The organism is Nonomuraea rubra (assembly GCF_014207985.1).
Taxonomy (GTDB): domain Bacteria; phylum Actinomycetota; class Actinomycetes; order Streptosporangiales; family Streptosporangiaceae; genus Nonomuraea; species Nonomuraea rubra.
Genome location: NZ_JACHMI010000001.1, coordinates 3660048 through 3672225 on the forward strand (window position 1 = coordinate 3660048; position 12178 = coordinate 3672225).

The window sequence follows — 12178 nt, forward strand, 5'->3', positions numbered from 1 at the left end:
ACGCAAGACTTGACCGGTGAACGACAGCCACGCCGGGCCGCCCGACCTCGAGTACGCCGCCTACGCGCGGGAACGGCTGGCCACGATGCCGCCCCCGGCCGATCCCGAGGCGTTCGCGCTGGCCTACCACCTGCTGCAGCTCGCCTACCTGCTGGTGACGGACCTGGAGACGCGCATCCACCGGCCGCGCGGCTGGACGCTGCCGGGCTTCCGGCTGATGTTCAAGCTGTGGCTGCTGGGCCCCACCCAGCCGGTCCGGCTGGCCGAGATCTCGGCGATGTCCCGCTCGGCCGTCACGAACGCGGTCAACACGCTGGAGCGCGGGAGCCTGGTCGAGCGCAGGCCGGTGCCGGGCGACGGGCGGGCGGTGGTGATCGCGCTGACCGAGGCGGGGGAGCGGGCCGTGCGGGAGGCGTTCGCCGAGCAGGCGCGGCGGGAGGGGGAGTGGTTCGCGCCGCTGGACGAGGCCGAGCGGGCGCGGCTGACCGGGCTGCTCACCCGCATCCTGCGGGAACGCCCGGCGCTGGGGGTCAGCCGCCGCAGCTGACCGCGAACCAGACGAGCTTGCCGTTGTCCGCCGTGGCCACGCCCCACTCCTCGGCGATGGCCCCGACGATCTGCAGGCCCCTGCCCGAGAGGGCGTCCACGCCGGGGGAGCGCTGGAAGGGCACGCCGTCGCCCGGGTCGAAGACCTCGCCGTACAACCGGCCCGCGCGCTCCTCCAGCCGCAGGGTGTAGGCGGAGCCGCCGTGCCGTACGACGTTGGTGACGAGCTCGCTGACGATGAGCAGGCAGTCGTCGGCGACGTGGGCCAGGCCCCAGCGGTCGAGCTCGGCCCTGACCAGGGAACGGGTCTCGGCGACACCGGCGGGAGCGGACGGCAGCAGGTACTCCACCGCGCGGGCCTGCGGGGCGGCGAGGGATCCGCCGGACGGGGCCAGGTGGGGGGCCATACGCATCACGTCTCTCGGGTTTTGGGAGCGCTCCCACACCCACGATAAGCGCTTGTCTTCACTTTTGTGAATGCATCGTGGAGAAGTTTCCTCAAGGGATGCGAGCGACGGCGCCGTAGTTGCCCGACGAGCCGGGCTCCTCCTGGCAGGCCTGGTCGTCGTCGCCGGGGCGCCACTCCGGCACCCAGACCAGCCCCGGCGGCACCAGGTCGAGCCCCTCCAGGAGGGCCGCGACCTCGTCCCGCGACCGGATCGCCAGGTGCGGCAGGGTCATCGCGAGCAGGTCGCGGATGGCCGGCAGCAGCTCGGGCGGGATGCCGTCGAACGTGGTGTGCAGCAGGCCGAGGAAGCTGCCCGCAGGCGCGGTGTGCCGCAGCCGCTTGATGACGTAGTGGGCGTACTCGTCGTCGTGCAGGCTGTAGGTCGACAGCAGCAGCGCGGCCACGGGCCGGTCCCAGTCGATGAACGTCCTGACCACGTGGTCCCTGAGCACCTCGTCGATCTCGCGGACGTCGCCCTCCACCACGCGCACCAGGTCGGTGAACGGCTCGATGGTGGCCTGCGCCATGGTGACCACCATCGGGTTGTTCTCGACGTACAGCACGCGCCGGGCCACGCCGCAGGCCGCGCGGGCCGCGTCGTGCAGGGCGTTGCCGGCGGCGGGGCCGCTGGGAATGCCGCTGCCCACGATCAGGTATTGATCCACGCCTTCCGCGGACAAATAGCGGATCATCCGGGTGAGGAATTCCAGCACCGCGCGGGCCGCCGTGGTCAGAGCGGGGGCAGCTTGATCGAAATGGCGAACCGTGTCCCTGTCGGCCAGGAAATGGTTCTTCCCGCCTGCCGCCGCGTCGAAGATGCGCGTGATCCTGGCCTGCGTCGTTTCGAGGTTGGCCAAGTTGCGGACGGCGCGCTGGTGCATGAGCGTTGCCCCTTTCCCTCGCCGCCACCGTCATTCCGGTAAGCGATCTTCGGACCTCACTCGATGACTCGAACCATATGTTCCAACAATTCCAGTCAATGACAACACGCTAGACCGGTTGTCTTGGATATGTTTGGCCGCTGCATCGTTGTGGCAAGGCACCTCTGCCGGGCGGGACATACCCGGCAGAGGGTGATGTGACTCCTGCGTCAGTCGGTACCGGTCTCGATCGCCGCCTGGTCGAGCAGCTGGTCGTCCTCCGGCACCTCGACGGTCTCGCCGCGCGAGGCGATCGCCTCGGCGCCGCCCTGCGGCATCGCGCCGATCAGGCCGGTCGCCGCGACCTGCGCGGTGCCCAGCAGCGTCTGGTGCCCGACCATGCCGAGCCCGGCGTACTGCTCCAGCTTGGCGCGCGAGTCGGCGATGTCGAGGTTGCGCATGGTGAGCTGGCCGATGCGGTCGAGCGGGCCGAACGCGGAGTCCTCGGTGCGCTCCATCGACAGCTTGTCGGGGTGGTAGCTGAACGCCGGGCCCGTCGTGTCGAGGACCGAGTAGTCCTCGCCGCGCCGCAGCCGCAGCGTCACCTCGCCGGTGACCGCCATGCCGACCCAGCGCTGCAGCGACTCGCGCAACATCAGCGACTGCGGGTCCAGCCAGCGGCCCTCGTAGAGCAGCCGGCCGAGCTTCCTGCCCTCGGTGTGGTAGCTCGCCAGGGTGTCCTCGTTGTGGATGGCGTTGACCAGCCGCTCGTAGGCGGCGTGCAGCAGCGCCATGCCGGGCGCCTCGTAGATGCCCCGGCTCTTGGCCTCGATGACGCGGTTCTCGATCTGGTCGGACATGCCGAGCCCGTGGCGGCCGCCGATGGCGTTGGCCTCCAGCACCAGATCGACGGCCGAGGCGAACTCCTTGCCGTTGATCGTCACCGGCCGGCCCCGCTCGAACCCGATCGTGACGTCCTCGGCCGGGATCTCGACCTCGGGGTCCCAGAACCGCACTCCCATGATCGGCTCGACGAGCTCGATGCCGGCGTCCAGGTGCTCGAGCCGCTTGGCCTCGTGGGTGGCGCCCCAGATGTTCGCGTCGGTGGAGTACGCCTTCTCCGTGCTGGCCCGGTAGGGCAGGTCGCGGGCGAGCAGCCACTCCGACATCTCCGTGCGCCCGCCGAGCTCGCTGACGAAGTCGGCGTCCAGCCACGGCTTGTAGATGCGCAGGGACGGGTTGGCGAGCAGGCCGTACCGGTAGAACCGCTCGATGTCGTTGCCCTTGAAGGTGGAGCCGTCTCCCCAGATCAGCACGCCGTCGTCGAGCATCGCGCGCACCAGCAGGGTGCCGGTGACGGCGCGGCCGAGCGGCGTGGTGTTGAAGTAGGTGCGGCCGCCGGAGCGGATGTGGAACGCCCCGCAGGCCAGCGCCGCCAGACCCTCCTCCACGAGGGCCTCCCGGCAGTCGACCAGGCGGGCGATCTCCGCGCCGTACGCCGTCGCGCGGCCCGGCACCGAGGCGATGTCGGGCTCGTCGTACTGGCCGATGTCGGCGGTGTAGGTGCAGGGCACCGCGCCCTTCTCGCGCATCCACGCGACCGCCACGGAGGTGTCGAGGCCGCCGGAGAAGGCGATCCCGACCCGTTCGCCTACAGGGAGAGAGGTGAGCATCTTGGACACGAGTAGAAGTATATACACATGAATGCATGACCATTCAATCCAGGCCCTCCACCGGCGCGTCGCCGATCATCGTCCGGGGGTGCGGGCAAAATTTAAATCAGTTGCTTGACTCGGGTGGTACCGGCTGGTTGGCTGACGAGGCGTCAGATCAGCTGTCAGCGAGCGCCGGCGAGGTGAGGGAATGACCGACACGTTGCCCGAGTTCCCGGGCGTCAGGGCGGAACGGTGCCCGTTCGACCCGCCGCCGCGCATCCAGGCCCTCCAGCAGGACGGGCCGCTGGCCAGGGTCCGGCTGTGGGACGGCAGCACGCCGTGGCTGGTCACCACGCACGCCGAGCAGAAGGCCCTGCTCGGCCACCCGCAGGTCAGCGCCGACGTCACGCGGCCCGGCTACCCGCTGTCCGCGCCCAGGATGGAGCGCAGCTCGCTGAGCTTCATCCTCATGGACGACCCCGAGCACCACCGGCAGCGCCGCATGGTGCAGGGCGCGTTCACGGTCAGGCGCGTGGAGGGCATGCGCCCGGCCGTGCAGCGCATCGTGGACGGGCTGATCGACGACCTGCTGGCCGGGCCGAAGCCCGCCGACCTGGTGGAGGCGTTCGCCCTGCCGGTGCCCTCGCTGGTGATCTGCGAGCTGCTCGGCGTCCCGTACGCCGACCACGACTTCTTCCAGGACAACAGCAAGACCATCATCAAGCGGGACGTGACGGCCGAGGAGCGGGCCGCCGCCGGCGGCCGGCTGTTCGAGTACCTGGACGCGCTCGTCGGCGACAAGCTCGACCACCCGGGAGACGACCTGCTGTCGCAGGTGGCCGGGCGGGTCCGGGCGGGCGAGCTGGCCCGCGCCGAGGCGGCCCAGATGGGCGTGCTGCTGCTCATCGCCGGCCACGAGACCACCGCGAACATGATCGCGCTCGGCACCCTCGCCCTGCTCCAGCACCCCGAGCAGCTCGCCCTGCTGCAGGGCGGCGACGACCCCAAGGTGGTCGCGGGAGCGGTCGAGGAGCTGCTGCGCTACCTCAACATCACCCACAGCGGGCGCCGCCGCGTGGCGCTGACCGACATCGAGATCGCCGGCCAGGTCATCCGCGCGGGCGAAGGACTCATCCTGGCCAACGACATCGCCAACCGCGACCCCGGCGTCTTCCCCCGCCCCGACGAGCTGGACCTCACGCGCGACGCCCGCCGCCACGTGGCGTTCGGCTTCGGCGTGCACCAGCGCCTCGGCCAGCCGCTGGCCCGGCTGGAGCTGCAGGTCGTGTACGGCACCCTCTACCGGCGCATCCCCACCCTGGCCCTGGCGACGGAGCTGGACCGGGTCCCGTTCAAGCACGACGGCCAGGTGTACGGCGTCTACGAGCTGCCCGTCACCTGGTGACCTCCGCACGCGAGCGCCGCTAAGGTGCTCACGTGCGGCAGAGCGGCGGGCCGCGGCTGGTCGAGCGCGTGCGCGGGCTGGCCGCCGGGGGAGAGCGGGTGCTGATCGGCATCGCGGGCTGCCCGGGCGCGGGCAAGTCGACGCTGGCGGGCCGGCTGGCCACGGAGCTCACCGCCGCGGGCCTGCCCGCCGTCTGGGTGCCGATGGACGGCTTCCACCTGGCCGACGTCGCCCTCGAACGCCTCGGCCGGCTCCGCCGCAAGGGCGCCATCGACACCTTCGACGGGCACGGCTACCTCGCCCTGCTGCGCCGGCTCCGCCACGAGACCGGCACCATCGTGTACGCGCCGTCCTTCGACCGCGACCTGGAGCAGCCGATCGCCGGCGCCATCGCGGTGCCGCCGGAGGCCCGGGTCGTCGTCAGCGAGGGCAACTACCTGCTCTCCGGCGAGGAGCCGTGGCCGGAGGTGCGGGCCGCCATGACCGAGGTCTGGTACGCCGACCTCGACGACCGCGTCCGCCTGGAACGCCTCACCAAGCGGCACGTGCGCTTCGGCAAGACCCCCGAGCAGGCGGTCCGGTGGGTCGCCGAGGTGGACGAGCCCAACGCCGCAGCCATCCGCGCCACCCGCGCCTCCGCCGACCTCCACGTCGACATCGACGCCCTGGCCCTGTCGCCCTGAGCCTGTCAGTGGTGGTGCCCGATCGGCGACAGCACGTACTGGTACAGCTCGTACCCCACGAACGCGACCACCGGCAGGCCGACCGCGATCAGCAGGCGGCGCGGCAGCGGCGCCCGGGCGACGGGCGGCACGATGTCCTTGACGGGGACGACCGGCACCTGGGCCAGCGGCACCGGGTCGGGCGCCGCCGTCAGCTCGGGGTGCCGCGCCAGGTAGCCGGCGGGGAACGACGTGAGGTGGAAGGCGCCGCACGCCGGGCAGCTCGTCCCCGACCAGGGCGGCTGCACGGGCATGCCGGAGGTGAGCCAGATCTCCGCCTCGTTGCCGTGCTCGTCGGTGAGGTGGCGGACGACGTAGTCCTCCTCCCAGACGTAGAGGCACCGCAGGCACTCGAAGGGCCATGACTCGCGGGATTCGAACCCGTCGTGCACAGGGAATCACCCCCTGGCCGGGTATGGATGTCTTCCCTTCGAGTGTCCGCCCCTGCCCGTACCGCCATGCAAGAGGGCAGTTGTGACACTCGCCGCCACAAACGGCTCGCTCGGTGTGAGGTTTAACCGGCGAGATTCGACTCGAAAACGCTTTGCCGCCGCCAGTCGCCGCTTCCTACGCTGTTTCGTATTTACGGAGTAGCGAAGGAGATCGCTATGAACGACGAAAGGATCGACGCGTTGGAGCGCCGGCTCGCGCTGCTGGAGAGCCGGGTCCAGGACGGCGAGGCCCCCAGGAGCGCCCCGGCGCCCTCCCTGATGGGAGTCCTGCACGGCTACCGCACCGATGCCGAGGAGCACTTCCACCCCGGCACGGTCGGCTATGTCGGCGCCGCCTACCTGAACGAGGACAACGTCTACCTCTGGGCGAGGGAGCACAAGCTCGCCGAGCTGCTGGAGTCCGACTGGAGCCCGGCCATCGGGGTCCTGGAAGCCCTCGCCAGCGTGCCGCGGCTGGCGTTGCTGGGCCTGCTCATCCGCAAGGGGCGGTGCACCAGCGCCGACCTCCTGGAGGCCCTCACGCCGTCGCAGGGGGAGCCGACCAGCGGCCAGCTCTATCACCACCTGCGCGAGCTGCAGGCCGCCGGGCTGATCGTGCAGCGCAAGCGGGGCGAGTACGAGCTCGCGGGCGTGGCCGTGATCCCCGTGCTCACCATCCTGGCCACGTCGCTGAACCTCGCCACCGACCCCCCGGTGGGGCCGCCGATCGAGGTTCCGCAACCGCAGTGACGAGCGGACGGCGGCCGGAGCGCTCCTGCCGGCGGCCTTCCGGCTCCCTCGCCCGTCAGAGCGGCCCGCGGTGCCAGGGGCCGCGGATCGCGTAGGTGCGGCCCGGCGGGTCCAGCGAGACCGCGTCACCGAAGTTGTTGACGAACAGGACCGAACCGTCCGGGCTGAAGCACGCCCCCGCGAACTCGCAGTCGTCGGCCACGTTGACCGCGAACTCGAACGGCTGCCCCCTGCGCGGATCCAGCCCGATCAGCCGGTTCACGTTGACCAGGCCGGGAGCCAGCGGGTGCGGGTCCGCGTCGGCCGAGCCCGCGTCGTCCTCGCAGAGCACGATGCCGCCCCTGGGGGTGAACGTCAGGTTGTCGGGCGAGTCGAGCTCCCTGCGGCCGGGCGACTCGTACACCAGCACCAGGGTGCCGCCGTCGCGGCGGCCGGGGACGTACTGCCAGACCTGGCCGTAACCCTCCAGGTAGCCGTCCGCGTTCGGCGGGTCGCCGTTCTTGGCGTCGCCGCCGCTGGTGGAGTTGAAGAAGACGCTGCCGTCGCCGTACCAGCAGCCTTCGAGGCGGTTGAACTTCGCGCCGCCCTTGGCCAGGCCCTGCAAGGTGCAGGGGGTGGCGCCGTTCTCCAGGTCCGGGTCGGGGTCGTCGATGCGCACCCACTCCACGGGCAGCCGGGCGCCCATCGTCTGGCCCTCGCGGCAGTCGTAGCCGTCCACGCCCCTGATCTTGAGCATCTCCAGTACGCCGCCGGCCGCCAGGTCGCGCGGGTCCCTGGGGCGGAAGCGGTAGAAGCCGTCGGCCCTGCCCGACTCGTCCTCGGTCTCGTAGACGTACCCGGTGCGCGGGTCCACCGCGACGGCCTCGTGCGAGAAGCGGCCCATCGCCGTCAGCGGCTGAGAGGGCGCGGGCGTGCCGGGCCGGGGGCCGCTGAGCGGCACCTCGAAGACGTAGCCGTGCTTGCGCTGCCAGCCCTGGGCCGGGCCGGCGGTGGTCTCCTCGCAGGTCAGCCAGCCGCGCTCGTGCAGCATGCGGCCGCCCGCGCAGTTGACGATCGTGCCGTTCAGGCTGACGAAGTCGCGCAGCACCTCGCCGCTGCGCAGGTCCACCTCCAGCGTGGTGGTGCCGCCCACGCCCAGCTCGTCGTAGCGGCGCGAGCCCTCGACGTGCACGCGGCCGACGGGGGAGCCGGGGGTGGTGCGTACCTCGTGGTTGCGGATGAGGCGGACGGTGTGGCGGCGGGTCCCGGCGAAGGCGGCCATGCCGTCGAGGGCGATGGGGGTGGCGACGCCGTCGGTCATGGGGGTGCCGCTCTTGCCCAGCACGACGTACGAGAAGCCCGCGGGCAGCGCGAGGAACTCCTCGCCGGTGTTCCTGGCGGGCACGCGGCGCAGCGGGCCGTAGCCGGTCTCGCCCGGGTCGCCGGCCGGGCGGCCCGCGCCCGCCCAGGAGGCGTGGGCGGTGAGGGTCTCGATGGCGATGCCGCTGGCCAGCACCCCGCCGGTGGTGGCCAGGCCGCGGCCGAGGAAGGAACGACGGTCGAGTTCGGTCATGGTGCTCCCCTCGGGACAAGGGTGAAGCTTCAGATGAACGAATGCTGTCGTAAGAGTAAACGGAAGATTGCGCGCCGAGAGGGCCCAGTTGTCCCGTGGGGCGGAGTCAGGAGTGCGGCCTGGCCAGCGGCACGAGCACCATGAGCAGGGAGATGGCCCCGGCGGCGAGCGCGGCCGCGATCGACACGAACATCGGCGGCAGGAAGAAGGCCGCCACGGCGCAGCAGCCGCCCACCGCCATCATCAGGTGCCCGCCGAACCGCTGAGCCCGCTCCGCTCCCGGGACGAACCGCAGCGGGTGGATCCGCGGCAGGGCATGCCCGAGACCCGCGATCAGGAGCCCGAAGGCGACGGCCACGGTCACCTCCAACGGGAAGTCGTGACCGGCGGTCCTGAGCAGCATGCCGCCGTGGAGGACCAGGAGGAACGGCGGCAGGAGCGCGAGGAGCACGTTCGTCGACCGGGCCTGCGCGGCCGGGGAGCCGATGAGCGCCGGCGGCACCAGGCCGCGCAGGCGCTCGGCGACCAGGCCACTGCCCGCCATGAGCGCGACGAGCACGACCAGGGCCACCGGAGCCGCCGTCGCCAGGACCGTCCTCGTCACCCTGACCTCGGCCGTCCCCGGCCTGGCCTGGCGGGTCGTCACCAGCTCCGGCAGGGAGTCGTACACGGCCCGGGAGATCACGACCATGGCGATCAGGCTGAGCACGGACACCACCGCGCCCGCCCACGGCACGCCGCCCCGTCGCCGCTCCGTCACCCGCATGCCTGCCCCCTCTCCCCACCGGCCTGCTGCGATCGTAGGATCGTGCGGCCGGCGCGGGCATCCGGCGCGGGACACGTACCCGTCATGTCCCGCCATGACGGGCGGCACATGACCATCGGCACGCTGCTCCGCCGGGATGGAGGTGGTTATGCTCCGGAACATGCGGCAGCCGCGATCGATCCGGGACCTGGACGACTGGGTGCGGTTCACCGACGACCGCCCGCCCCTCGTGTTCAGCGTCTTCTTCTGGGGCGACGTCCTCCTGCTCGCGCTCAACTTCGTCAGCGCGCTCTCCTCGCTCGGCGCCGTGACGGAGCGGTGGCCGCTGCTGGAGACGATCTTCTACGCGGGAGGCGCCGCCCTGCCGCCGCTGGTCGTCCTGTGGCCGCTGCTGTCCTGGCGGCGCGGCACGTCCGCGTGGCGCAAGGCGGTGACCGTGGCGTTCCTGGCCCTGTCTCTGGTGGTCGCCTCAAGCGGGGGGCTCGCGGGCCTGCTGGTGGTGGGCATCGCGGTGGGGAACGCGCTGGTCGTGCTCGGGCCGCGGGGCGCGATCGCCTTCTCCGGCGTCGCCGGCCTGCTCAGCTTCGGGATCAGCGTGATCAACCCGGACCAGAGCCTGCTCGGGGCGGTCGTCAACGGCCTGCTCATCGCGATCCTGTGCCTGGTGCTGCTCGTCCTCGTGACCGCGCTCTTCGCCTTCAGCACGCGAGCGGAGGAGACCCGCCGCCTGCTCGCCGACCTCGAACAGGCCCACGCCGAACTGGCCGGATACGCGGCCCGCTCCCGCGAGCTGGCCATCGCCGAGGAACGCGCGCGCATCGCCCGCGACATGCACGACTCCGTCGGCCACTACCTGACCGTCATCAACGTGGGCCTGCAGAACGCCCAGCGCTACCGCACCGCCCGCCCCGAGGCCGCCTGGGACGAGGTCAGCCAGGCCCAGGCGCTCACCCTGGAGGCGCTGACCGACACCCGCCGCTGGGTGCGCGCGCTCAAACCCCTGCGCATGGACGGCCGCACGGGACCCGACGCCCTGCGGGCCCTGGCCGAGTCGTTCGGCTCGGCCGGCACCGGCGTCGCCTTCACGCTCAACGGCACCTGGCCCGACGTGGACGAGAGCCGCGAGCTGGTCTGCTACCGGATCGTCCAGGAAGGGCTCACCAACGCCCTGCGCCACTCGGGCGCGCGGCACGTCGAGGTCGCCCTCGACTGCACGGACGAACGGGTCGAGGTGACCGTCTCCGACGACGGCACCGGCGCCGAGCCGGGGGCGACGGCGAACGGCTTCGGCCTGCGCGGCCTGCGCGAGCGCCTGCGGGGGGTGGGCGGCGAGCTGGACGTGACCGCCGGCTCCGGCGGCGGCTTCACCCTGCGCGCGACGGTGCCGGTGTGATGCGGGCGGGTGAGGGCGGGGGTACGGGCGGTATGAGCGGAGGCGCGGGCGGAATGAGCGGGGGCGCGGGCGGTATGAGCGGGGGCGCGAGCGGAGGCGCGGGGCCGATCCGGGTCATGCTGGTGGACGACCAGATCCTCATGCGGGAGGGCCTGCGCAAGCTGCTGGAGATCGAGCCCGGCATCGAGATCGCCACCACCGCCGGCGGCGGCGAGGAGGCGCTGGCGTGGCTGGCGGGCGCCATGGACGGCGAGCGGCCGCAGGTCGCGCTCGTGGACGCCCGCATGCCCGGCATGGACGGCGTGGAGCTGGTGGCCCGGATGTGCGAGCGGTTCCCCGCGGTCGCGCCGGTCATCCTGACCACGTTCGACGACGACGACTACATCTTCGGCGGGCTGCGCGCCGGGGCGAAGGGCTACCTGCTGAAGGACACCCCGCCGGACGAGCTGGTGGCCGCGATCCGGCGGGCGGCGCGCGGGGAGACCGTCCTGGGCGGCGCGGCCAGCGAGCGGCTCGTCGGCCTGCTGCGCGCCGCGCCCGCCCCGGCGGCCAGGACGCCGCAGGAGCCGCCCGGCGGGCTGTCGGACCGCGAGTACGAGATCGCGCTGCTCATCGGCGCCGGGGCGGCCAACCGCGAGATCGCGCGCCGCCTGCACATCACGGAGGGCACGGCCAAGAACCACATCTCCAGCTGCCTGCGCAAGCTCGGCCTGCGCGACCGCACCCAGCTCGCGGTCTGGGTGTCCAGGCACGTACCCCCGGACGGCACCCGCTAGAGAACCCGCCGTCCAGGCGCGTCCCCTGGACGGCGCCCGCTAGGGGAGTGAGATGTGCAGGGCCTCGCCCACCCGGTGGTACCCCGTGCGGGCGTACACGCGGGCCGCCGCGTCGTCGGCCGGGGTGAGGAACGGCGTGGTGACCCCGGCCCCGGCCGCCTCCCGGGTGAGCAGCGCGGTGATCGCCCCCGCGATGCCCCGCCGCCGGTACGCCGCCGACACCGCGATGCCCGCCACCTCGGCGACCCCCTCGTGCGGCCGGCCGAGCTGCCCGCCGCCCACCACCTGCCCGTCCAGGACGGCGGCGGCCACCAAGCCTCCGCCGTCGAGAACGCGCCGCAGCCGCGCCACGTCGTGCTCGCTGGCCTCCGGCGCGCCGAACGCCTCGTTCATCACCCGGGCCACCGCCCACAGCGCCGCATCGTCGGCCACGAGCCGCACCCGCACGTCCGGGGACACCGGCACGTCCACCACCGCCCCCGGCGCGCACACCAGCAGCGGATAACGCCCCTCGGCCACGAATCCGGCGGCCAGCAGGGCGGCCTCCACCCCGGGCGAGGTCTGCGGCACGTACTCCAGCCTCGGCGTCCTGGACCGCTCCTTGAACGCCGCCACCAGCGCCGCGACCTCGTCCGCCGTGGGCGAGGCGCCGTCGTCGGGCACCGCGTAGTTGAACGGGCCCGCGTCGTCGTGCTCGTCGAACCGGATCAGGAACGGCCCGGCCCGCCGCGCGCCGGGCCCGGCCGCCGACCTGAGGTAGGCGTGCACCTCCGCGCTCACGGGGCCGCTCCCGGCGTGGTGGCCCGGCGCGGGGCGGTGAACTGGTCGAGTACGGCGATCCGGCCGTCGGTGATCGTGAAGCTCATGACGGAAC

Annotated in this window: 13 protein-coding genes; 6 read left to right on the top strand and 7 right to left on the bottom strand. The window is 72.5% G+C overall.

The window, feature by feature from the left end; translation table 11 throughout:
- Positions 1–16: 16 nt before the first annotated feature.
- Complete coding sequence (locus HD593_RS16695; protein ID WP_312903503.1) at positions 17–547, top strand: MarR family winged helix-turn-helix transcriptional regulator; 531 nt, start codon at positions 17–19, stop codon at positions 545–547.
- On the opposite strand, the gene HD593_RS16700 is transcribed toward HD593_RS16695, so the two are convergent.
- From HD593_RS16700 to argG, 3 genes are all read right to left on the bottom strand, one after another.
- Positions 531–959, bottom strand: coding sequence for an ATP-binding protein (locus tag HD593_RS16700; protein ID WP_185103032.1), 429 nt, complete (start codon positions 957–959; stop codon positions 531–533). The two genes, HD593_RS16695 and HD593_RS16700, sit on opposite strands and share 17 nt — an antisense overlap.
- An 85-nt stretch (positions 960–1044) precedes the next feature.
- A complete protein-coding gene (locus HD593_RS16705; RefSeq protein WP_185103033.1) occupies positions 1045–1875 on the bottom strand; it encodes an SAM-dependent methyltransferase in 831 nt (276 codons plus the stop codon).
- A gap of 209 nt (positions 1876–2084) precedes the next feature.
- Positions 2085–3536 carry an argininosuccinate synthase gene (gene argG, locus HD593_RS16710; RefSeq protein WP_185103034.1) on the bottom strand — a complete coding sequence of 484 codons (1452 nt, stop codon included), beginning with the start codon at positions 3534–3536 and terminating at the stop codon, positions 2085–2087.
- Positions 3537–3717: 181 nt separating this feature from the next.
- Here argG and HD593_RS16715 point away from each other — a divergent pair, with 181 nt between their 5' ends.
- Together HD593_RS16715 and HD593_RS16720 are read left to right on the top strand one after the other, a co-directional pair.
- A complete protein-coding gene (locus HD593_RS16715) occupies positions 3718–4914 on the top strand; it encodes a cytochrome P450 (protein WP_185103035.1) in 1197 nt (398 codons plus the stop codon).
- Positions 4915–4946: 32 nt separating this feature from the next.
- On the top strand, positions 4947–5597 hold the full coding sequence (locus HD593_RS16720) for a nucleoside/nucleotide kinase family protein (protein WP_312903504.1): 651 nt from the start codon (positions 4947–4949) through the stop codon (positions 5595–5597).
- Positions 5598–5602: 5 nt separating this feature from the next.
- Here the strand turns inward: HD593_RS16720 and HD593_RS16725 are convergent, their stop codons facing one another.
- A complete protein-coding gene (locus HD593_RS16725) occupies positions 5603–6028 on the bottom strand; it encodes a hypothetical protein (RefSeq protein WP_185103036.1) in 426 nt (141 codons plus the stop codon).
- 216 nt (positions 6029–6244) lie between these two features.
- On the opposite strand from HD593_RS16725, the gene HD593_RS16730 reads away from it, so the two are divergent.
- Positions 6245–6817 (top strand): ArsR/SmtB family transcription factor, encoded by a 573-nt coding sequence (locus tag HD593_RS16730; protein WP_185103037.1) that lies wholly within the window; start codon positions 6245–6247, stop codon positions 6815–6817.
- Positions 6818–6872: 55 nt separating this feature from the next.
- On the opposite strand, the gene HD593_RS16735 is transcribed toward HD593_RS16730, so the two are convergent.
- Positions 6873–8369: an alkaline phosphatase PhoX gene (locus HD593_RS16735; protein ID WP_185103038.1), complete on the bottom strand. Its 1497-nt coding sequence runs from the start codon at positions 8367–8369 to the stop codon at positions 6873–6875.
- A 106-nt stretch (positions 8370–8475) separates the two neighbouring features.
- Positions 8476–9135, bottom strand: coding sequence for a hypothetical protein (locus HD593_RS16740; RefSeq protein WP_185103039.1), 660 nt, complete (start codon positions 9133–9135; stop codon positions 8476–8478).
- Between the two features lie 160 nt (positions 9136–9295).
- Between HD593_RS16740 and HD593_RS16745 the strand changes: the two genes are divergently transcribed.
- Positions 9296–10528 (top strand): sensor histidine kinase, encoded by a 1233-nt coding sequence (locus tag HD593_RS16745; RefSeq protein WP_185103040.1) that lies wholly within the window; start codon positions 9296–9298, stop codon positions 10526–10528.
- 74 nt (positions 10529–10602) lie between these two features.
- Positions 10603–11304: a response regulator gene (locus HD593_RS16750; protein WP_185103041.1), complete on the top strand. Its 702-nt coding sequence runs from the start codon at positions 10603–10605 to the stop codon at positions 11302–11304.
- Positions 11305–11343: 39 nt separating this feature from the next.
- On the opposite strand, the gene HD593_RS64370 is transcribed toward HD593_RS16750, so the two are convergent.
- The gene (locus HD593_RS64370; RefSeq protein WP_185103042.1) at positions 11344–12084 is read right to left on the bottom strand and encodes a GNAT family N-acetyltransferase; all 741 of its coding nucleotides are present in this window, start codon (positions 12082–12084) and stop codon (positions 11344–11346) included.
- Positions 12085–12178: the final 94 nt, after the last annotated feature.